The sequence below is a fragment of the Mycobacterium sp. OAS707 genome, from assembly GCF_014873705.1.
In the GTDB taxonomy this organism is placed as follows: domain Bacteria; phylum Actinomycetota; class Actinomycetes; order Mycobacteriales; family Mycobacteriaceae; genus Mycobacterium.
Genome location: NZ_JADBDS010000001.1, coordinates 1,174,935 through 1,195,393 on the forward strand (window position 1 = coordinate 1,174,935; position 20,459 = coordinate 1,195,393).

24 protein-coding genes and 1 tRNA gene are annotated in these 20,459 nt (G+C 64.6%); 13 read left to right on the plus strand and 12 right to left on the minus strand.

Annotated elements, in window-relative coordinates; all coding sequences use genetic code 11:
• Positions 1–143 precede the first annotated feature (143 nt).
• On the plus strand, positions 144–1,460 hold the full coding sequence (locus GGC64_RS05760; protein WP_192721463.1) for an MFS transporter: 1,317 nt from the start codon (positions 144–146) through the stop codon (positions 1,458–1,460).
• Complete coding sequence (locus GGC64_RS05765; RefSeq protein ID WP_192721464.1) at positions 1,406–1,963, plus strand: TetR/AcrR family transcriptional regulator; 558 nt, start codon at positions 1,406–1,408, stop codon at positions 1,961–1,963. Before GGC64_RS05760 ends, GGC64_RS05765 begins: the two co-directional genes overlap by 55 nt.
• Before the next feature lie 42 nt (positions 1,964–2,005).
• On the opposite strand, the gene GGC64_RS05770 is transcribed toward GGC64_RS05765, so the two are convergent.
• The gene (locus GGC64_RS05770; RefSeq protein ID WP_192721465.1) at positions 2,006–3,346 is read right to left on the minus strand and encodes a hypothetical protein; all 1,341 of its coding nucleotides are present in this window, start codon (positions 3,344–3,346) and stop codon (positions 2,006–2,008) included.
• Positions 3,343–3,894 carry a hypothetical protein gene (locus GGC64_RS05775; RefSeq protein WP_370581994.1) on the minus strand — a complete coding sequence of 184 codons (552 nt, stop codon included), beginning with the start codon at positions 3,892–3,894 and terminating at the stop codon, positions 3,343–3,345. Before GGC64_RS05775 ends, GGC64_RS05770 begins: the two co-directional genes overlap by 4 nt.
• A gap of 114 nt (positions 3,895–4,008) precedes the next feature.
• Here GGC64_RS05775 and GGC64_RS05780 point away from each other — a divergent pair, with 114 nt between their 5' ends.
• Positions 4,009–4,530 carry an NADPH-dependent FMN reductase gene (locus GGC64_RS05780; protein WP_192721466.1) on the plus strand — a complete coding sequence of 174 codons (522 nt, stop codon included), beginning with the start codon at positions 4,009–4,011 and terminating at the stop codon, positions 4,528–4,530.
• Between the two features lie 256 nt (positions 4,531–4,786).
• Here GGC64_RS05780 and GGC64_RS05785 read toward each other — a convergent pair whose 3' ends face one another.
• Together GGC64_RS05785 and GGC64_RS05790 are read right to left on the minus strand one after the other, a co-directional pair.
• The gene (locus GGC64_RS05785) at positions 4,787–5,077 is read right to left on the minus strand and encodes a hypothetical protein (RefSeq protein WP_192721467.1); all 291 of its coding nucleotides are present in this window, start codon (positions 5,075–5,077) and stop codon (positions 4,787–4,789) included.
• Positions 5,074–6,345 (minus strand): cytochrome P450, encoded by a 1,272-nt coding sequence (locus tag GGC64_RS05790; protein ID WP_192722414.1) that lies wholly within the window; start codon positions 6,343–6,345, stop codon positions 5,074–5,076. The genes GGC64_RS05785 and GGC64_RS05790 overlap by 4 nt, the downstream gene beginning before the upstream one ends.
• 263 nt (positions 6,346–6,608) lie before the next feature.
• Here GGC64_RS05790 and GGC64_RS05795 point away from each other — a divergent pair, with 263 nt between their 5' ends.
• Positions 6,609–7,157 carry a TetR/AcrR family transcriptional regulator gene (locus GGC64_RS05795; RefSeq protein ID WP_192721468.1) on the plus strand — a complete coding sequence of 183 codons (549 nt, stop codon included), beginning with the start codon at positions 6,609–6,611 and terminating at the stop codon, positions 7,155–7,157.
• A 767-nt stretch (positions 7,158–7,924) separates the two neighbouring features.
• Here GGC64_RS05795 and GGC64_RS05800 read toward each other — a convergent pair.
• Entirely contained in the window at positions 7,925–8,731 is an 807-nt protein-coding gene (locus GGC64_RS05800) for an Emopamil-binding protein (RefSeq protein ID WP_192722415.1), read from the minus strand.
• 135 nt (positions 8,732–8,866) lie between these two features.
• Here GGC64_RS05800 and GGC64_RS05805 point away from each other — a divergent pair, with 135 nt between their 5' ends.
• The gene (locus GGC64_RS05805; protein ID WP_370581995.1) at positions 8,867–9,637 is read left to right on the plus strand and encodes a TetR/AcrR family transcriptional regulator; all 771 of its coding nucleotides are present in this window, start codon (positions 8,867–8,869) and stop codon (positions 9,635–9,637) included.
• A gap of 320 nt (positions 9,638–9,957) precedes the next feature.
• On the opposite strand, the gene GGC64_RS05810 is transcribed toward GGC64_RS05805, so the two are convergent.
• The 3 genes from GGC64_RS05810 to pgm all read right to left on the minus strand — a co-directional run bounded on the left by GGC64_RS05810 (position 9,958) and on the right by pgm (position 12,978).
• Positions 9,958–10,030, minus strand: a tRNA-Ala gene (locus GGC64_RS05810).
• Between the two features lie 57 nt (positions 10,031–10,087).
• Complete coding sequence (locus tag GGC64_RS05815; protein WP_192721469.1) at positions 10,088–11,347, minus strand: MFS transporter; 1,260 nt, start codon at positions 11,345–11,347, stop codon at positions 10,088–10,090.
• Complete coding sequence (gene pgm, locus GGC64_RS05820) at positions 11,344–12,978, minus strand: phosphoglucomutase (alpha-D-glucose-1,6-bisphosphate-dependent) (RefSeq protein ID WP_192721470.1); 1,635 nt, start codon at positions 12,976–12,978, stop codon at positions 11,344–11,346. The genes GGC64_RS05815 and pgm overlap by 4 nt, the downstream gene beginning before the upstream one ends.
• A 71-nt stretch (positions 12,979–13,049) precedes the next feature.
• On the opposite strand from pgm, the gene crcB (GGC64_RS05825) reads away from it, so the two are divergent.
• Genes crcB (GGC64_RS05825) through GGC64_RS05835 form a run of 3 tightly spaced genes read left to right on the plus strand, consistent with a single transcriptional unit; the run spans position 13,050 to position 14,871 of the window.
• Positions 13,050–13,448, plus strand: a complete 399-nt coding sequence (gene crcB / locus GGC64_RS05825) for a fluoride efflux transporter CrcB (protein ID WP_192721471.1) — start codon at positions 13,050–13,052, stop codon at positions 13,446–13,448.
• A complete protein-coding gene (crcB, locus tag GGC64_RS05830; protein ID WP_192721472.1) occupies positions 13,445–13,810 on the plus strand; it encodes a fluoride efflux transporter CrcB in 366 nt (121 codons plus the stop codon). The genes crcB (GGC64_RS05825) and crcB (GGC64_RS05830) overlap by 4 nt, the downstream gene beginning before the upstream one ends.
• Positions 13,807–14,871, plus strand: coding sequence for a DUF190 domain-containing protein (locus tag GGC64_RS05835; protein WP_192721473.1), 1,065 nt, complete (start codon positions 13,807–13,809; stop codon positions 14,869–14,871). Before crcB (GGC64_RS05830) ends, GGC64_RS05835 begins: the two co-directional genes overlap by 4 nt.
• Here the strand turns inward: GGC64_RS05835 and GGC64_RS05840 are convergent.
• On the minus strand, positions 14,865–15,497 hold the full coding sequence (locus tag GGC64_RS05840; RefSeq protein WP_192721474.1) for a GNAT family N-acetyltransferase: 633 nt from the start codon (positions 15,495–15,497) through the stop codon (positions 14,865–14,867). The two genes, GGC64_RS05835 and GGC64_RS05840, sit on opposite strands and share 7 nt — an antisense overlap.
• Positions 15,498–15,595: 98 nt before the next feature.
• Between GGC64_RS05840 and GGC64_RS05845 the strand changes: the two genes are divergently transcribed.
• On the plus strand, positions 15,596–17,014 hold the full coding sequence (locus tag GGC64_RS05845; protein WP_192721475.1) for a CYTH and CHAD domain-containing protein: 1,419 nt from the start codon (positions 15,596–15,598) through the stop codon (positions 17,012–17,014).
• On the opposite strand, the gene GGC64_RS05850 is transcribed toward GGC64_RS05845, so the two are convergent.
• Positions 17,011–17,436: a hypothetical protein gene (locus GGC64_RS05850; protein ID WP_192721476.1), complete on the minus strand. Its 426-nt coding sequence runs from the start codon at positions 17,434–17,436 to the stop codon at positions 17,011–17,013. The genes GGC64_RS05845 and GGC64_RS05850 overlap by 4 nt on opposite strands.
• A 9-nt stretch (positions 17,437–17,445) precedes the next feature.
• Entirely contained in the window at positions 17,446–17,805 is a 360-nt protein-coding gene (locus GGC64_RS05855; RefSeq protein WP_192721477.1) for a DUF488 domain-containing protein, read from the minus strand.
• A 19-nt stretch (positions 17,806–17,824) separates the two neighbouring features.
• Here GGC64_RS05855 and GGC64_RS05860 point away from each other — a divergent pair, with 19 nt between their 5' ends.
• The 4 genes from GGC64_RS05860 (at position 17,825) to GGC64_RS05875 (ending at position 19,622) form a co-directional block, all read left to right on the plus strand.
• Positions 17,825–18,019 carry a hypothetical protein gene (locus GGC64_RS05860; protein WP_192721478.1) on the plus strand — a complete coding sequence of 65 codons (195 nt, stop codon included), beginning with the start codon at positions 17,825–17,827 and terminating at the stop codon, positions 18,017–18,019.
• Positions 18,016–18,546 carry a YbaK/EbsC family protein gene (locus tag GGC64_RS05865; protein ID WP_192721479.1) on the plus strand — a complete coding sequence of 177 codons (531 nt, stop codon included), beginning with the start codon at positions 18,016–18,018 and terminating at the stop codon, positions 18,544–18,546. Before GGC64_RS05860 ends, GGC64_RS05865 begins: the two co-directional genes overlap by 4 nt.
• 135 nt (positions 18,547–18,681) lie before the next feature.
• On the plus strand, positions 18,682–19,227 hold the full coding sequence (locus GGC64_RS05870; protein WP_192721480.1) for a DUF4333 domain-containing protein: 546 nt from the start codon (positions 18,682–18,684) through the stop codon (positions 19,225–19,227).
• A 2-nt stretch (positions 19,228–19,229) separates the two neighbouring features.
• A complete protein-coding gene (locus GGC64_RS05875) occupies positions 19,230–19,622 on the plus strand; it encodes a hypothetical protein (protein WP_192721481.1) in 393 nt (130 codons plus the stop codon).
• Between the two features lie 14 nt (positions 19,623–19,636).
• On the opposite strand, the gene GGC64_RS05880 is transcribed toward GGC64_RS05875, so the two are convergent.
• Positions 19,637–20,380: an IclR family transcriptional regulator gene (locus tag GGC64_RS05880; protein ID WP_192721482.1), complete on the minus strand. Its 744-nt coding sequence runs from the start codon at positions 20,378–20,380 to the stop codon at positions 19,637–19,639.
• Between the last annotated feature and the right edge of the window lie 79 nt (positions 20,381–20,459).

Below are 20,459 nucleotides of genomic sequence, written 5' to 3' on the forward strand. Positions count from 1 at the left end.
ACGGCGACATCGAGCGCACGCGACCGGCTTATTCATTGGTTACTGTACCGTCCGGTCGGTACAGTAATGCGGGTCATCGAGGTGCGGCGCCCGTCTCAGACGAGGCTCACTGCGCCTGTTCTTTGCCCATCTAAGGAGGATCCGTGGGCACGTATGTGCGGTTACTCCGAACACCCGGCTTGTTCCGAGTTACCGCAACTCAACTGTTCGCGCGACTGCCGCTCGGCATGCTGTCGCTGGCCATCCTCATGCACCTTTCGCAGAAGACCGGGTCATACGGACAGGCCGGCCTCGTCGTCGCCTGTGTCAGCCTTGCCGAGGCGGTTGCCATGCCAATCAGCGCTCGGCTCACCGGGCGATTCGGTGTGACACCCGTGGTGCTGTCGGCCGCGACAATGAACAGCGTCGGTTTCCTGGCGTTGGCGCTGGCTCCCCCGCATCTGATCTTGCTGGCTGCGCTGGGAACCCTTGTGGGAGCGACGATCCCACCGTTGATGCCCGTCGTGCGCGCGCTGTACCCGAGGATGGTTCCGGCTGACACGGTGCGCGCGTTGTTCGCATTCGACACCACCGCACAAGAACTGATTTGGGTTTTCGGCCCGGTCGTGGTGACCGTGTTGACCTCACTGATTTCCACCGCCGTGCCTCTGCTCGCCGCGGCAGGTATCACCCTGACCGGATCCATCGCTTTTGTGCTGAGTCTGCAACTGAAACAACCCCGGATCGCCCGTAACACTTCATCATTCGGTCGGGTACTGGCGCGCCAGGAGGTTCTGCTGGCCCTTGTCGCCAACCTTGCTCTGGTCGCATCGTTCATGGCGATGGAGGTCGGAGTGGTCGCTCAATTGGGGCACTCAATGGCCGGCGTGGCGATCTCGGTGTCGAGCCTTGGATCACTGATTGGCGGCCTGCTGCTTGGCAACCGCCGACTCGGCCTCGGCGCGTTGGTGGCGACGATGTCTGTCGTCGTGGCGGGGACGGCACTGACGGGCTTCGTCACCGGCCCCCTGCAATTCGTGGCGCTGTTCGCCGCTGGATTCGGATTCGCACCCGCGATGGCAGTGCTGTACCACGCCGTCTCACGCGGAGTCGCTGAAAACGTTGCCGCCGAAGCCTTCGGGTGGCTCAACACCGGCGCACTGGCTGGCGGCGCGGCCGGCACCGCGCTGTCGGGTGCTCTCAACGACACATGGGGACCAGGCGGGTCATATGTCGTGGCCACTGCCCTGGCCGTCGGCGCGGCGGTCAGCCCGCTTGTCGCACGGTTGGCCGGTCCGGTCCGCGGATTCTCGGCGGAAAGCCCGACGGTGAACATCGCCACTCGACGAACACCGGTGGGCGTTACTGTTGACCGCGACACATCGCATATCCACGCCTCTCAGGAGGCAGACGACGAGAGTGCTCAGTGCCAAGAGGGGACCGACGCGACGAACTGCTGGACGCCGCCGAGCAGGTGTTGACCCGAGGCGGCCCACAGGCATTGACCCTGCAGGCCGTCGCCGATGAGGCTGGGGTGTCCAAAGGTGGGCTGCTGTACCACTTCTCGAACAAGAGTGAGCTCGTTCGGGGGCTGGTGGAGCGGCTAGTCGACGATGTGAACAGTAACTACGCCCAGTGGGATGACGGCGAACCCGGCTCGTACACCCGTGCATACATCGCATCGACCTGCCACAACCTGACCACCGCCGACGCCGACCGGGTGCTGCGCCGGTGGTCGGTCATCCTGGCTGCCAGTACCGAACCGGAGATGCAGGGGCCGATCGCGGAAGCGTTCGAGGCGTGGATGTGGCCGGAGCCGGGGGTGGACCGTCACCCGCTACGCGCGCAAATCGCCCGGCTTGCAGCCGACGGACTGTGGTGGAACGCCATGTTCGTCAACGCCTTTCGCGATCCCGAACTCAACAAGCGGATCAGTGCCGCGCTGGTCGACTACGCCGAGGGGCGGGACCACCCGGAGGAATAGCCCAATCATGTTGTCGCGAAGGCGCTTCCAATCGCCAGCCGACTAGTAAAGACCTTGCGCACGAAGGTCGGCGAGCATGGCGGTGACCGCCGCAATGATGTCGGCATCTGGGCTGTGGAAGCGCCCTCCCAGGGCCTGGACAGCGGCGTCGATGCGTTGAAGCAGCGCGCGATAGGCGTCAGTCGCGGCCTCCGCGTAGCCAGAGGCGGAATGGTCGGCCAACTCGCGAGTTAGGCCCTTGGCCTGCTCCTGCACCTTCCAGATGAGGTTGCGCGTGAACTCGAGATCGGGCTCGAAATGCGTCTGCTCGTCCTCGGCCAGTCCGACCTCCAGCACGTAATCGATCTGGTAGAGCGCGTCGATTGTGGTCTCGGCAGACCCGATTCGGGTACGCACTTCCATCGGCGGGACGGGAATCGTCAACAATTGGGTCGACACTTCGGCCCGCGCCCATCGCTCCATATCCCCGGCATGGGCCTGCCAACGCGCGACCTCAGCCTCTGCAGCCTCCCGCGCGGCGGCGATCTCGGCTTCTGCTGCTTCCCGCGCGGCAGCGACGTCACCGCTCGCCTGCCCACGAGCCGCTGCCACCTCGGCGGCCGCGTCCGAGCGCACCTTTTCCAGTTCACGGCGCACGCGCTGCACGGCTTCCTCCCCCGTCGCCCGCTCGGTCGTCCGTTCGGTGGTCCGCTCGGCGGCACGTGCCTCCGCAGCTCGAACCTTCTCCTCGGCCGCCGCCACTTCCGCCGCCGCACTGGCGCGGACCCGCTCGATCTCGGCTTGAAGCTGCTGCACGGTTCTCTCCGCCGCCGCCCGATCGGTAGTGCGTTCCGTACCGCGCTCGACAGCACGCGCCTCTGCAGCCCGAACCTTTTCCTCGGCGGCCGCCAACTCGGCCGCCGCTCCGGCGCGGACCCGCTCGATCTCGGCTTGCAGCTGCTGCATCTTCTTCTGATCGGCTGCCCTCTCCGCTGTCCGCTCAGCATCTCGGCGCGCGGCCTCGGCCTCGACAGCGCGGATGCGCTCACCCGCCGCAGTGGCGACGCGCGCGGAGTGCTCCGCTTCATCCCGAGCTAGCGAGGCAGCCGCCTCGGCGTCCAGCCTGCCCTGGTGCGCCTCGCGCGCCTGCTCCTCGGCGACCCGGCGCAAATGGTCGGCCTCGACGAGCTGCATCGCCAGCGACCGGCGCGGCACGGGAGGTCCATTGCGTTCGCGGTGTTGGGCGAGTTCACGCTCGCTCATTGCGGCCAATGCGACCGACTCAGGCCGTGGCTCTATCCCCAACCGCTTCGCGGCCGCGACTGAATCCGCCGCCGCGCGTCGTGTCAACGTCGCCCACCTATCGACGTCGAGGCCCTCGATGTGTTGCCGAGTCGTCGTCATCGGCGCCGCCGCCCTCCACTGCTTTCGGTCGCCGTGGCGGGAGGCGTTGCAGCGGAAGGTGTTTCAGCGGCCGACGACGGTGTTCGCTCCTTGGCAGTCCCCGCGATGCCAGAAACGGGACCGGCCTGCTGTGCCAGTACCAGCACTAGCTGCTCCTGGTACACGGCCACGGCCTTGGCTAGCGTCTCATCGCCGAGCCGCTCGGCTTCACGGAGCAGCCCACCGAGCAACTCCAGCGTCACGGCGGGGCCGAGACCCAGGGTGGCGCCCTCGCTGGCGGCGGGCTCTATCCCGGCGGTATCGACCACCCACTGCCACCGCTCCCACGCCAGCGCGTTCGCCGCGTCGTCACGGGTCTGATCTTGACGACGCTCCTGCTGCTCGCGTTGCTGCTCGAATCGCTGACGGGCTCGTCGCGATGCATAGAGCACAGCACCCGCGACGATGACCGCTGCCAACAGCGCCACTACACCGGCAAAGCCAGGCGAAACCACGAAGTCCCGCACCGGTAGATCACCTAGAACACCTGCTCGCAGAACATGGTTCACCGTGCCAGTCTTTCACTTCGAGAACAATGCTGACGACGGCAATGCTGTTGCGCGTGGACTCCGCATCGAGGACCCGACGGGACTATTTCACTTGGAGCGGTCGTTGGCGCAACAATGACCGTCGTATTGCTGATCTCAGGAAGCACGCGGCTGGGTTCGACCAACACTGCCGCGCTGCGCACCGTTGCGGCGCTCGCTCCGGCTGGCGTCGAAACCCGGTGGTACGAGGGCCTCGCTGACTTGCCGGCCTTCAATCCAGATGACGACGGAACCGCTCATCCGTCGGTCGTCGCGCTGCATGAACAGATCTCGGGTGCCGCCGCCGTCCTACTCTGCACGCCCGAATACGCAGGCACCCTGCCCGGCAGTTTCAAGAACCTGCTTGATTGGACCGTCGGCTCGGCCGACCTGTACGAAAAGCCGATCGCATTCCTCAACGTCGCCGCTCCGGGCCGCGGCGATGGGGCTGTCGCCACCCTGATCGCCGTGCTCGGCTATGTCGGCGCGCTCATCCAGTCTGATGCTTGCGTCCGACTGCCCGTCGCCAGGGATGAGGTCGGACCCGACGGCCTCGTCATGAGTCCTGAATTCCGAGCCGGCGCACTCGATGCGCTGATCCGTTTGGTGGATTCGTAGGCGCGCCTGTCCCGTGCGTTGGGATCGTATCGAAGTCGCAGTTCAAGCCGTTGGGTCCGTTGGCGCGGTCGAATGGTTCGCGAAGCTACTGCGGACGCTGCCCAATGGCGTTCTGGCCGGAGAGAAACGACGCTGGGCCGCGCGAAGCGTATGAAGTTGCTCAACACAGGGCACCCCAGCCCCCTACAAACCGTCGTGGACAGCACTATCGGCGGAACGGTGAGGCGGTCGATCCCACCCGCGTCTGGACGTGTGATTAGTTGGCCAAGGCGCGCTGCCTGTGCAGCAGGCTGGCGTTGAAATAGGTCAGGTAGGCAAGTGTGGCTGCTAGGGCGGGTCGACGAGTCCGAGAGTTGAGCAGCGCTAGACCGAGTGCCGCTTCGATGCTGCCGTTGATGAGAACGTGGGCACGGATGTTGTCCTTGAAAGCCAACCGATTTACCGGTTCGAACGCAGGTGGGCACACTAAGTGCGCGACGCCGGACAGAGCGAGAGCAAGTCCGCCGAACAATGCCCATCGTTCAGACAGCTTGCGCTTCGACTTCATATGGTCGACCCCTCGTGGAGAACGACGGGCAGTTGGGTAGGCCCACGAAGCGAGCTATTGGTGGACCACGTTGTGGGTCCGGTGGTTTCGATTCGTGACACGCGGTCGACCAGTTCACGGAGTACGGCTTGTGCCTCCATGCGTGCCAGTGGCGCTCCGAGACATAGATGTGGACCGTAGCCAAAACCGACGTGGGAGCGTGGGTTTCGGTCGGCGCGGAAGGTGTTGGGGTCGTCGAAGGCAAGCGGATCGCGGTTGGCCGCTCCGAATGACATCAACACACGCGAGCCCGATGGGATGGTGACCTCGCCTACCTGATAGTCAGCACGTGTGTAGCGGTAGAGGTTCTGAATGGGGCTGGTGTAGCGGACATGTTCTTCGATGGCCTGCGGGATGAGGTCCGGATTGGCACGGATCATGTCGTATTGATCGGGATGCTCGGCGTAGGTGTGCAGCATCCCGCCGAGCAGGTTGGTCGTGGTCTCGTTACCGGCGATCAGCAGCAGGATGGCGATATAGAACAACTCGTTGTCCGTGAGCGCTCCGTCGGTGTTGTGCTCCAACAGGCGTCCGAGGACGGTGTCCGATCCCTTGAGGTCTCCAACTGCGAGGTGCTTCAAAAAGTAGCGGTGCAGCGCTAAAGCGGCCCGCATGGATCGTGCGGTACTCACGACGCCACTCACCGTGGGGGTGAAGTTGATCAGTTGGGTGCTGTCGTCTGACCAACGGCGGAAGTCAGCGATGTCGCTCTCGGGGACACCCAGGATGGCCGCGATCACCCGAAGCGGCATCGGCATTGTCAGCCGCTCCACGGCATCACAGTTGCCAGCAGCAATCATGTCGTCGACGAGTTGGGCGGCAAGCTTGTCGATGATGTTGCGCCAACTGTCCAGAGCACCTTTTGTGAACGCCGGCTGGACTTGTTTACGCAGGCGGCTGTGCTGCTCGCCATCGGTGACCACAACAAGGTCGGCCTGCATTCGTACCCGGGTTACTCCATGGCTGCTGGTTACCCGGTCTGTGTCGCGCAGGGCTGCGCGGACATCGTCGAGTCTGTGCAGAATCCAGGTCGCGCGCCGGGGGTTGTAGTGAACACGTCCGCTGCGGTGCAAAGCGTCGTAGGCAGCGTGGGGTTGTGCCGCGGTCGCTGGGTCCAACGGGTCATAGCCGGTATTGACCGCACCCGTCCAGCCGCCGTAGCCACGTCTGTGCGTGCGGATCGCCGCAGAGACGTTCAATCGCCCCGCCGCAATGAGGGGCGAGAACATCGAGGCCGCACCGTCAGCGACCCTTCCAAGCTTCAAGATCAGCACACCCTTTCGACAGCACTCCCCTCAGAGTCATTTCCTGCCGACCGGGAGGTCAATGGTTGGCGTCAAAGTTGAAAGGCTTACTACATTGCCGGTTACCACTTCTGTCCTCGGGAATTGCGCAGAGCTGCGAACATCGATGAGGCATATCACCGAATATGTCTCGCGGTGAGAGAACGAATTTCTTGTCTGTCTGCGCCTCAGCGGGAAGGCTGGTAGCCGTGGGACGGAAAGACTGGGTCCTCAGAGCGGACCGTAGCGCGGAAGCGCGTGACCGGATCATGTCGACGGCCTCAGAGTTCGTCTCGCGCAATGGTTTTGAAGCGTTCACCATCAATGCGCTGGCGGCGCAGTTGAATTGCTCGCCGGCAACGATCTATCGCCACGCCGGAGGGAAGGCGGAGATCCTCGAACGTCTCATCTTTGCGTTTTCCCAGCGGATAATCGGCGCGATAAGGCAAGCCATAGCCGGGATGGAGGGAACTGAGCGCGTCGCGACTGCCATCATCGTCGCGCTCGACCTCATGCGGGGTGAGCCGCTCGGAAAGCTGATGATAGGCGGCCTTGGCCACGACGGCGGGACCGTGACCGCATCACCCTTCGTGGTCAAAATGGCCGAAGAAATGATCGGACGCAGCGACCCGCTGGCCGCGCAGTGGCTTATCCGCATCACCTTTGCCTTGTGGTACTGGCCCGCCAAGGACAAACACACCGAGCACGAACTGGTGAAGCGGTTCGCCGCACCATCGGTGACAATGGGACTTCGCTAAAAAGCGGACCTGTAAACCACCTTTGAGCTGCGAATATGGTGGAGCTGAGGGGACAACTATCCAACCCCGACAACGCTGATCGTATCCATCGTCTGGCCAGGTCAGGGCAAATGAGTTGACTCGCGGCTCAAGGCAGGCGCATGGATAATCTGCATTATCCCGAAAGGGCTCCGCGAGCCGGATCGGAAGCGTCGTCGGCGAGCCCGGCTACCGTTCTGCCGCGAGGACAGGCGGAGTGACGAGCTTTCGAGGGGCAGCTGCCCCCGATGCCGACCATTCTCAATGGGGCGCAGGCAGCTCTTGCGCAGCGGATGTATGCGAGCGGCGAGTCGGCCATCACCATTGTGAACACCCTCAAAGTCAGTCGAGCCAGTGTCTATCGCTCACGTAGCGGTCGACGGGACCTGACCTCGCACGTCAGCGGCGACGTCGTCTTCAGCGAGGAGGCCGATGGGGGCGGTGAGGCGAGACCGCGCGGTGGCGCAGCACCAACAGCAGATGGCGAATTTCATCCTCCGACAAGGTGACTAACTTAGATTCGGCCCGGCAGTTGGATTCGGGACGTGCGTTCTCCTGCGACTCATCGCGCGCGTCCAAATGAGGTTTCTCATTTTCACTCTTCACAACTGCCCACCCCTAGATGCGTGCGTGCGGCGAGTTGCGCGAAGCGATGAGTCAGGTGTGATCCACATGCCCGAAACGAAACACCGCCCGGCCGCTGGCCGAAAGCCATTGCGTCGGGCGGTGTTCGGTGACAATGGTCTGTTTCAGACGCCGATTGCAGTCGTGCGGCGGTCGGGCGCAAAGTTGTCAACCGGCGCGGAGACGGTCTTGCGGTAGAGGTAGCCCAACTGCTTGGCGACGAAAGGCAGGCTGACGATGGGCGCGATCATCCACGGCAGGTTCTCGTAGATCAGCACGATCGCGACATCCCAGAATCCATGGCGGGGAAAGTTGGGGAACCCGTGGCGTGCTTCGGCGACGAAGTAGATGAAGAACACCGTCAACATCGCCGACATGGTCGCAAAACTCCACCACAGTGGCTGGATGCGCTTGTGGGGGTCGTTGCCCGCCTTCCTCAGCTTCCACCACGAGATCAGCAAAATGGCAGCACCGACCACGACGACCAGTTCCATGGCCCACAACGGCCCGTCGCTATTGAGATACCGCACGTCGTTAATGCCGTAGTACCAAAAGACCCATCCCCACCGCTGCTGGTCGTTGATGTGCATCCAACCCGCAAGATCACCGACCAGCCAGGCCACTTCCCACCACAACTCGCTCGCCGCGCCCGCGATGCAGAACCAAAGCATCTGAAACTCGTTGGCCTTTTCCAGCGTTGTTCGCGTCTCGCCCGGAGCGTTGATCCACGATGCCCCGAACATGACGAAAACTGGCGTCATGAACAGGAAGCAGGCAATGACTCCTGTCAGGGGCACCATGGGAATCCAGCCGACACCGACACCGATGATGCTTCCGACAGCGACCGTGGCGGTGATCGCAGAGCACCACGCGTAGACCTTGACGCGCTGCTTAGCCCATGGTCTAGCGAAGTCGTGTTCTTCCTCGCGCATCGTCACGCCAATTCCTTCCGATCTTGCTGATCTGAGCTGCTCAGCAGCCCGAAACAGAACAATGCTACTGTTAAACAGAATCAAGATTCTGCTAAGTTAGCAGTGCGTTCAACGCAGCGCAATGGCTGTTCCGCCGTGGACCGCATCCAGCCTGGCGACAAACTGTCATCCGCGCGGCGTGGGCAGCGGTCGGTCCACGCCTGCGGCCGACGTGCCTATGATTCGAACGTCAGACCCTCAGCCGAGAGGCCCCACGTGGTAGCGCAGGAATTCGCGAAAGTTCCCAATATTCGCGATGCACGCCGCGATATGTACCGCCAGCAGATCGTCTCTGCCGCAGAGTTCGAGTTCGCGAGATCGGGCTTCGACAAGACGAAGGTCGCCGACATCGCCCGCAGTGCCGATGTGTCTCTGGCGACGGTGTACAAGAACTTCTCCGGCAAAGACGAGATTTGGGATGCGCTCAATCGTCAACGAATGGACGAGTTCATCGCAGCGGGACGGCATGTGGCACAAGACATGGATTCGCCGCTCGACCGGCTCTACGCCGCAATGCGGGTGCTGGTTATCTATTTCACTGAACACCCAAACTTCCTGCGGCTCCACATCAATGAGGGATTGAACTGGGCCACCGCTGGCGTCGACTCGTGGCGTGGAAACCAACGCGACGCGTGGCAGACGGGTCGGGGCATCATGGTTGCGTTGGCTGAGGACGTAGTCGCTTCGGGCGAGACGCCATCGATGCGTCCGTCCATATTGGCCGGCCTGGTGGTGTCGGCGCTGCAGGTCTGGCTGACGGATTGGGCGAACTCTGGATGCGACCGCTCCGCCGAAGAAGTTGCGAGCGAACTGGTCGAATATCTGAAGCGGTCGCTAACAATCCCTAGCGTCGCAAGAACCCGCTAGCTGATACATGGGGGTTGGGTGTCCCCTGAGGCCACCGAACGGCTCAGCGCCCACTCTCTGTCCGGGTATGTAGCGCGACGTGGCGTCCGCGATGAGTACGCAGCAGCTCCGGCAACGCGCGGCAAACGGCCAACCTGGCCAACCTCTTGACCTGCGGTTTGTTAACGATGCCAACGTCTTCGACTATGGCAAACGTCCAGTTCGCCTCGTCCGCATCGAGTAGGTCAGCACATGTTTAATCGCGTCGTGCGACACAGCTGAATTCTGGGAAGCGTAAGCGATTCGCTGACTTCGAGTAAGGACACTTAGGTGTCGAAAAGTGGAGCTAAGGGGACTCGAACCCCTGACCCCCACACTGCCAGTGTGGTGCGCTACCAGCTGCGCCATAGCCCCGTGAAGTTGTGCTCATCGAAGTTACACCACCTGCGGGTTCGCATTCAAAACAGCAGGTCAGGGTAGTTCGCCGCCGGCCTCAGGCCCCAGCGCACGGGCCGGTGTGTGCTCCCCTGGCCGGACGCGGGTCTCCGGCGCCAGCACCCAGCCGACGGCCGCGACGAGCAGAATCCCGCCGCTGATCACGAAGGCAGCGCCGAACGAGACGTGCTGCGCGATTTCGCCGACCGCGAGCGAGCCGACGATCGCACCGGCGTCGGCCATCATCTGATAAGTAGCGACGGCCGTGCCGCCCCTGGCCTTGCTGCCGATGATGTCCGCGACGGCCGCCTGCTGCGGCGAGCTGAACATGCCCGCTGCCGCGCCCGCCACCAGCGCACCGGCCAAGAACAACGTCAGCGACGAGGCCAGCCCTACGGCCATCGTCGCCACCCCGGACACCGAAAGCCCCACGATCAACAGTGTGCGGCGCCCGATGCGGTCGGACAGATAGCCGCTCGGGATGACTGCTGCCACGTTGCCGACCGCGAATGTTGCCAACGCCAGACCTGCGACCCGCGGCCCGCGGTGCAGCAGTTCGGTGACGAACAACGGCACCAACGCAATTCGCAAGCCGAAAACAGACCATCCTGTCGCGAAGTTCGAAAACAGCGCCGACCAATACGCCCTGTTGCGCAAGGCAATTCGCAATGTCACGGGTTCTTCGGTGTCGGCCGCGGGCGCGGCGACCGCCGAGTGCCTCAGGTTGATGAACACCACGGCCGCCGCAATCAGCAGCGCCACACCGTAAATCGCGAACGGTGCGGACAAACCAAGCCCTGCGGTCAGGCTGCCCAACACCGGGCCACCGACCGAACCGACCAGGAATGCGCTCGAGAACAATCCGGCGACGCGGCCGCGGGCGTCGGGCGGCGAGATGCGGATCATCAGCCCGAGCGACGACACGGTGAACATCGCCGACCCGAATCCGCCGAGCGAGCGGAACAGCAACAGCTGCCAGTACGTCTGTGCGAACGCGCACGCGCCCGTCGACAACGCGACGATCAACAGCCCGCTGACGTAGACCCGCCGCTCCCCGAACTTCTGGACGAAAAGCCCACTCGCCGGCGCTGACACCAGTCGCATCAGCGAAAACGCGGTAATGACGAACGTCGCGGCACTGATGCTCACTCCGAAGTTGCGGGCATACTGCGGCAACACGGGCGAAACCACGCCATACCCGAGGGCGACCACCACGTTTGCGGTGATCAGCACCCAGACTTCGCGCGGGAGTTTCGGCTTGACGTCAGCCGGACACTCACCCTCCGTAACACTCACGCTATGACTGTATTCACTACGTCCTTGGCCGCTTGTTGGACCTCCGCCAGATGCTCCGGGCCCTTGAACGACTCCGCATAGATCTTGTAGACGTCCTCGGTGCCCGACGGGCGCGCCGCGAACCAAGCGTTTTCCGTCGTCACCTTCAGGCCGCCCAGCGGCGCGCCGTTGCCCGGCGCGGTGGTCAGCTTCGCGGTGATCGCCTCGCCCGCCAGTTCAGTGGCGGTCACCTGCTCCGGCGACAGCTTGGCCAGGCGTGCCTTCTGCTCCCGGTCGGCGGGCGCGTCGATGCGCGCATACGTTGGCGCACCGTACTTTTCGGACAACTCGTGGTACCGCTGCGACGGCGTCTGCCCCGTCACCGCGAGGATCTCCGATGCCAGCAGCGCCAGAATGATACCGTCCTTGTCTGTGGTCCACGTCGACCCGTCGCGACGCAGGAACGATGCCCCCGCACTCTCCTCGCCGCCGAAACCGATTGTCCCGCCGATCAATCCGTCCACGAACCATTTGAATCCAACCGGGACCTCGAGCAGTTTGCGGCCCAACCCCGCCACCACCCGGTCGATGATCGACGAGCTGACCGCCGTCTTGCCCACCGCCGTCGAACCCGGCCACTCCGGCCGGTTGGTGTACAGATAGTCGATCGCCACCGCCAGATAGTGATTCGGGTTCAGCAGTCCGCCGTCGGGCGTGACGATCCCGTGCCGATCTGAGTCAGCGTCGTTACCGGTGGCGATCTGATACTTGTCCCGGTTGGCGATCAGCGACGCCATCGCGTTCGGCGAGCTGCAGTCCATCCGGATCTTGCCGTCGGTGTCGAGCGTCATGAACCGCCAGGTCGCGTCGACCAAGGGATTGACCACCGTCAACTGCAGGTTGTGCCGTTCGGCGATCGCCCCCCAATAGTCGACGCTAGCCCCGCCCAGCGGGTCGGCGCCGATGCGGATCCCCTCGGCGCCGATGGCATGCAGATCGACGACGTTCGGCAGGTCCGCGACGTAGGCGTCCATATAGTCGTGTCGTTGTGCGGACTGCAGCGCCCTGGCCAGCGGCACCCGCTTCACACCCTTGAGGCCGTCGCGCAGGATCTCGTTGGCCCGCTTGGCGATGACACCCGTCGCATCGGTGTCGGCGGGGCCCCCGTTTGGCGGGTTGTACTTGAAACCGCCGTCGCGCGGCGGGTTGTGCGAGGGCGTGACCACGATGCCATCGGCCAGATCGCCCTCGCGGTCGCGGTTGAACGTCAGGATCGCGTGACTGACCGCAGGCGTCGGGGTATAGCGGTCGGCCGAATCGATCATCGCGACAACGTCATTGGCGGCCAGCACCTCGAGGGCAGAAGCCCACGCCGGCTCCGACAGCGCGTGTGTGTCGCGGCCGATGAACAGTGGCCCCGTGGTGCCCTGCGCCGCCCGGTACTCGACGATCGCCTGGGTGGTCGCGACGATGTGCGCCTCGTTGAACGCCGCGTCCAGACTCGAACCGCGATGCCCGGACGTGCCGAACACCACCTGCTGATCCACGTTGTCCGGGTCGGGTTCGACGGTGTAATAGGCCGTCACCACCTGGGCCACATCGATGAGGTCTTCGGGTTGGGCCGGGGTACCGGCACGTGGATTCGCAGCCATGTCCCCGATTCTGCTCCTCTCAGATTCGCGTCGTTGGCCGGAGCGAAAGCTCGACGGCGATACTTTGGCTCATGTTCAGTTTCGACGGCCGGGAACTGGCCGCGGTGTTCGTCGGTGGCGCGCTCGGCACGCTCGCGCGCGCGGCCCTGGCGACCGTCGCGGCGCCCGAGCCCGGGCACTGGCCATGGCCGACCTTCATCGTCAACATCGTCGGCGCATTCCTGTTGGGCTACTTCACGACCCGACTGCTCGAGCGGTTGCCCGTGTCGAGCTATCGGCGGCCGTTGCTCGGCACGGGGGTGTGCGGGGGCCTGACCACGTTCTCGACGATGCAGGTCGAAACCGTCAGAATGCTCGAGCAACATCACTATGGCCTCGCGGTCTGCTACACCGCGGCGAGCCTCGCGGCGGGGCTGCTGGCCCTCTATCTCGCGACCGCGCTGGTGCGACGCGCCCGGGTCCGCGCGTGACCGTCGCCGTGTGGGCGGGCGTCGTCGTGATCGGGGGCCTGGGCGCGGTGCTGCGCTTCCTGGTCGACCGCACGGTGTCGACTCGCGTCGGTGGATCGTTCCCGTACGGCACGTTCGCGGTCAACATCAGCGGCGCGCTGCTGCTCGGCTTCCTGTCCGGTCTGGCTCTCAGCCCGCACCTGGCGCTGCTGGCGGGCACGGCGTTCGTCGGCTCATACACCACGTTTTCGACGTGGATGCTGGAGACGCAGCGCCTGGCCGAAGAACGCCAGTTGCGGCCGGCCATCGCCAATATTGCCCTGAGCGTGGTGTTCGGTGTGGCCGCCGCGTGGCTGGGCTTGTGGATCGGGGGCCGGCTGTGAGCACCGAGTACCTCAAGCTGACCACCTACTTCGCTGAGCGCCTTCGCAGCGGCGACCGCTTTCTCGCCGACGCGCTGCTTGATCTCTACGGGCAGAGCGCCGTGGCCACCAGCGTGGTGCTGCGCGGCATCGCCAGTTTCGGTCCGCACCATGTGCTGCGCAGCGACCAGACGTTGAGCGCGTCGGAGGATTCACCGATTGTGATCGCTGCCGTCGACCGCGCCGACAAGATCGCGTCGCTCGCCGACCGCGCCGTTGCGGCGACGACGCGCGGTCTCGTAACTCTGGAGCGCGCACGAATGCTCGGCGGTGTCGAGGCGGCACCGCAGTCGGACACCGTCAAGCTCACCGTTTACATCGGGCGCCAGGACCGGGCGTCGGGACAACCCGCACACCGAGCCGTCTGCGACGTGCTGCATCGCCGCGGATTCGCAGGCGCATCAGTGTTTCTCGGTGTCGACGGCACCAAACACGGGCAACGGCAGCGCGCGCGCTTCTTCAGCCGCAACGTCGACGTTCCGGTCATGATCATCGCGGTCGGCACCGCACCTCAGGCCACCGCGGCGATCCCTGAACTCGAAGCCATGCTTCGCAAACCCCTGATGACGCTGGAACGCGTGCAGTTGTGCAAACGCGACGGACAAGTGGTGGGGCGGCCCGCCGCGCTGCCCGCCACCGACGACGTCGGCCGGGCGCTCTGGCAGAAGCTGATGGTCTACACATCGGAGGCGACGCTGCACGACGGCGTCCCGATCCACCGCGCCATCGTCCAGCGGCTATTCGACTCGGATGCCGCTCGCGGTGCGACGGTGCTGCGCGGCGTCTGGGGCTTTCACGGAGACCATAAACCCCACGGCGACAAGCTGATTCAGCTCACTCGCCAAGTTCCGGTGACCACGATCGTCGTCGACAGTCCCGACCGCATCGCTGCCAGCTTCGACATCATCGACGAGGTGACAGATCGACACGGATTGATCACCAGTGAGCTGGTGCCTGCATTGGTGTCGATCGATGACGGTGAGCGTGTGGGCGGAACGACGCTGGCCCGTTACGACTACTGACCGTCCGCGACGGGTGTCGCCGGCCGCGGCAACGCGTAGAGCGCCATCCGGCGGTTGGACATATCGTGCTCGCCAAGGAACTCGCACCCGGTGTATTCGCACAGTCGTCGCGCGGCGCTGTTGCGATGGTCGGGATCGAACATGATTCGGGTGCACCGGGTTTCGAGCTCGAAGAGACTGGCGACAATGCGTGGCAACAACAAGGATGCGGTCCCCCGGTTCACGGCTTCCGACTCGGCGATCGCACCGTGCAATCCGATGTCGTAGGGATCGGCTTCGTACCGCTCGGCGATGGAATCCTTTGCCGCTCGGTACAGTTCGACGTAGGCAAAGTCGCTGTCGCCGAAGCTGCAAATGAACGGCCGCGAGTACTGACCGGCGAGCTGCGCACGCAGGTAGCGCCGCCAACGCTCGGGCGGCCAGTCGTACTCCCACGCCTCCACCAGATGCGGGCGGTTCATCCACTCCGAGATCATCGCCGCGTCGGCGTCCGGATCGACGAGGCGAAACCGGTAAGGCTCGGCCAGCCGCGGCGTCGGGGGCGCGGTTACCGCGCGGAGGGCGTCGGAGATCTTGGTGCGTTCGCGCGGCAGCACCGGCGCGGGCGCTTGCTCAATCTCAGTCATTTGAGCGGGAGGCTACCGCAGAAATTAAGGCTAGGGTGACCTCCCTTTTGACGAGCCCGCGATGTTTCACCGACTGCGCTTGCGGGGAGCCTTTCGGTATGGATGAAGTGCTGGAACGCGAACTGAAATGGGACGTCGACGAGCATTTCGAGCTGCCTCGCATCGACGACATCGTCGCCGGAGCCGACGTCAAACGCAGCACCGTCACGCTCAGCAGCGCCTATTACGACACTGCCGACGGGGATCTGCAAACCCACGGCGTACTACTGCGGCGGCGCGACGGTGACGACGACACCGGCTGGCAGCTCAAGGTGCCCGCCGCCGAAGGACGCGTCGAGATCCGCACCGCGCTGTCCGAAGCGCCACCGGCGGAACTGGCCGACGCTCTCACGGGCATGCGGCTTGGCAAGCCATTGGTGAACGTGGCGACCATCCGCACCACCCGCGAGCGGTATCGGATCACCGACCGCAAGCGTGATCGGCTTTGCGCCGAGGTGGCCGATGACTCGGTGCTCGCCTCGGTGGGCCATCGCCTGCTGGCGTGGCGCGAGATCGAAGTCGAACTGGGCCCCGCCGCGCGTTCGTTCCCGCGTCAGCTCACCAAGCGACTCACGAACGCGGGTGCAACGCCGTCCCAGTACCCATCGAAACTCGCCCGCGTCGCGCGATCGACCCGCCGTGAACCCGCTGTCGAGTCCGCCGCGGGCCAAGCCGTCGTGGCCTACCTGGCAGAACAGATCGATGCCGTCTTTGAGGGGGATCTCGGCCTGCGCCGCGGAAGCGACCCGATTCACGACACACGGGTCGCGATCCGTCGGCTGCGCAGCACCTTGCGGGTGTTCGGCAAACTGCTCGACCAGGACGCCATCGGCGATGTCGACGCCGAACTCAAGTGGTTCGCGGGGCTGCTTGGTGAGGTCCGCGACTGTCATGTGCAGCGTCGCCGCTTCCGCGACGCACTGAACGAACTACCACCCGAGCTGGTCCTCGGCCCGGTGGCCAATCGGATCAACAACGACTTGCAGTCGTACCAATTGCGGGCCCGCAAGGTCGTCACCGAGGCGATGGACTCTCAGCGCTATCTGAGACTGCTCGCGACGCTGCAGAGTTGGCGGACCGATCCCCCACTTGATGAACCGCCGAGCCTCAAGGCGCTGACCAAGCGGGCGCGTCGCGCCGAGCGCAAGGCTGATCGCCGGCTGGCCGAGGCCGTCGAGGCCGGTGACGACACGTTGCTGCACCGTGCCCGCAAAGCCGCCAAACGCGCGCGCTACGCCGCCGAACTCCGCCTACCAGTCGACAAGGAAGGGAAGGCGACGGCCAAGCGCTACAAGCAATTCCAGCGGGTGCTCGGGGATCATCAAGACGGCGTGGTTGCCTCCTTGACGCTGCGACGGTTGGCACTGAGCGCCGGCACAACGCCGGGCGAGAACGGCTTCACTTTCGGCCTGCTGTACCAGCGCGAGCAGCAGGCCGCCGAGACGGCTCGCGCGCGAGTCCGGGAACTGCTGAGCTAGGCGGCGAGCAGCCAGACCCCCGCGATGAGCAGCGCGACAACCTTGACGATTTCGAGGCCGACGTACACCCAATGCGCATGTGAGCGTGGGCCCTCGCCGCCGGCGAGCACCGCGTCGGATCGTCGGGTGAGGCGCGGCCGCACAGCCAGCACCTGAGCCAAAAGGGTGACAATGGCGACGGCCACCGCGACCGCGATGCCGGTAGCCGGCGGGCTGATGACGAAACACACGATGACAACGGCACCCAGGGCGAGCTCGCAGGCGTTAAGCGCACGAAAGACCAAGCGGCCGATGCCAAGTCCGAGCTGCAGCGTCACACCAGGTGCCCGGAACTTCAGCGGAGTCTCGATGAATGAGATCGCCAACACCATGCCCAGCCACACGAACACGGCGGCGACACTGACCGCCACAGCTGCACCCACGGCTGGAGCCTATGACAACAACCGGGCGAGAACGGCAGCGTGGCTGCCGTCCAGATCTTTGACGGCCGTGACCAACGTGACCGGTCCCGACTCGAGCGCATCGCGCAGCTCGGTCAGCGCCGCGGCGCCCTCCCCCGTTTCCAGCTCTGCGGCGTAGCGCGCGGCGAAATCGTCGAATCGCGCCGGCTCGTGGGAGTACCACTTGCGAAGCTCGGTCGACGGTGCGACCTTCGGTATCCACCGGCCGGCCCGCGGGTCGGCCTTACGGAAACCTCGTGGCCACAGCCGGTCGACCAGGATCCGCTCACCATCGCCGGGCGCGGGATCGTCGTACACGCGGGCGACGTTGATGCGGCGACGGACGCTCATGGGGTGGAATCGTAGAAGCATGCACATCGATCGAACCGCAGAACTGCAGCGCTGGCAGGACTCCGGCGCGGTGTGGGAGGTGATCGCCCGCACCCGCGACAGCGTCACCATCGGGCTGTTGCGCTGCGACGGCGGCGAGGAAGTCGACCGGTTCACCTCCGACGACCCCCGGCTGCTCGAGTTCATCGGCGATCGACGGAGCAGCGCGGAATGACCGTCGAGCTGGGAAAGCTGACGTTTGTCCCGGCGACCGAAGCGCCCGAGCTCGTCGCCGCACCGGTGCGGCCGCACTTACGCGACGGGTCATGGGTCAGCCCCATCGATCCCGACCTTGCCGATACGGCAGCATTCTGCGAGCACTACGACATCGGCTTGGACATCTCTGCCAACTGTGTCGTCGTCGAAGCGCGCCGCGCCGATCGGCTGTGGTACGCGGCCTGTGTGGTGCTTGCCACCGCGCGGGCCGACATCAACGGCATTGTCCGCAAACACCTTGGCGCTCGCAAGATTTCATTCGCCTCGATGGATAGTGCGGTCACACTGAGCGGTATGGAGTACGGCGGGATCACGCCCGTCGGCTTGCCGAGCGACTGGCCAATTCTCGTCGATGTGAACGTCATTGACCGTGAGCGGGTCATCGTCGGAAGCGGCATCCGCGGTTCGAAGCTTCTACTCGCCACAGAAGTGCTGGCGTCACTGCCGAACGCCGAGGTGCTCGCGATCACCAAGCCCGTTGCCTGACAAGCTTTTACCCAGTTTCGTCACAGCGACATCGCAGACTCGCCGAGCAAACACAGTTTTCTTTCAACTTGAGTCGAAGCTTTGTCATTGCTGTGTCATCGTTATGCGTCGGTTGGCATGACGAAAGGACGTGACATGGCACGATTGATGACGCGGGGCGCGATCGTGGCCGTCGCGGCGGTGAGCATGGCCCTTGCGGGCTGTTCCTTTTCCGTTGGCAGCAACCAGGAGAAGACGGTCGCGAAGGCTGATGTCGCCGACCAAATCAGTGCCAAGGTGAACGAGAAGGCCGGGCACAAACCGCAATCGGTGACCTGCCCCGACGATTTGAAGGCCACGGTCGGCGCCTCCCTCGACTGCCAGATGACCGACGACGGTCAGACCTACGGCGTGAACGTGACCGTGACGAGCGTCGACGGCAGCAAGGTGAATTTCGACATCGTCGAGACGGTCAACAAGGACGACGTCGCCAAGTCGATAACCGAACAGCTGACCCAACAGTTCGGGCGCACGCCCGACATCACCTGTCCTGACGACCTCAAGGGCGAAGTCGGGGCCACCACCCGCTGCCAGCTCACTGACCAAGGCACCACCTACGGCGTGACAGTCACCGTCAACAGCGTCGACGGCGGTGACGTCAAGTACGGCTTCAAAGTCGACGACCAACCAGAACAGGGATAACCGTGACCACCACGCCGCCTCCGCAGACGAAGGCCTACCTTCTGCAGAACCGCGCCAACTCTTTCTTCGCCGTCGGCGAACTCGAACTGACCGACACCACGTTGCGCTGTCGGGTGACCGGCAACGCCGGCTGGATCGCCAAGGAGCTCGGGATTCCCGACCTCAAGGAGCGCCTCGCCGCCGGTGAGTCGATCACTGCATTCGAATTTCCCAGGGACGGCCTGAAGGTCAAATGGCTAAAGCAGTTCATGGGAGCGGGGTTTCAGGTCAGCAACGGCGATGGCAAACAGTGGATCGTGTCGCTGATCTATCCGAGCGGGTTCCTTGCGCTGCTGGAGATCTTCGAGGCCCGCAGCGCCCGCAAGGAATGGCGCGCGGCGCTTCCGAGTAGCTAGCTGCCGCGCGAGAGCTAGACGCGACGCGGCGGCCACACCGGTGATCCGAGTTCACGTGACACAGTGCGGGCCGTGTCACGCAACGCGTCGATGGCCTCGGCCTCCAGCGGCCAACGCCCGGCAGGCACCACCAGGCTGACCGCCCCCGTCGCCTCGCCGGAGGAGTCGAAAACCGGTGCAGCTGCAGCGCATTCACCCAGCACAGCTTCTTCCACCTCCAGCGCGATGCCAGACGAGCGGATCTGCTCCAGCTGATCGGCCAGCACCGCGGGATCGGTGATGGTTTCTCCGGTCATGCTGCGCAACTCGTCGGCCTTGTAGTCGGACTGAAAGGCCAACAGCGCCTTGCCAAGAGCGCTCGCGTGCGCGGGGATCACGATCCCCACCTCCGGCATCTGGCGCGTGCCGTCGGGCCTTGGCTCGTGGGCAACCACCACAACCTCGTCGAAGAGCAACACCGCGGTGCGGACCGCACAACCCGTACGCCGCGCCAGGCCCTCGGCCCAGATCGCAACCCGTGAGCGCAGTTCGAGCGTGTCGAGGTAAACGTTGCCCAGGCGCAGGGTCGCCGGGCCGAGGCGGTAGCGGCCGGAGTCGATCTCCTGCTGGACCATGCCGTGCGCCAGCAGAGTGCGCACCAGACCGTGCACGGTGGAGGGCGCCAGGTCGATGGCGGTCGCGATCTCGCCAAGGCTCATCCGCCGGCCGCCCTGCAGCACCGTGAGGATGCGCAGCGCGCGATCCACGGCCTGGATCATGCGTCCACCTTTCCTCGACGGCCCGGCATCGGCCTCTTGTGTTGACCGAAGCATAAGCGTATGTTCCAGATCACATTCG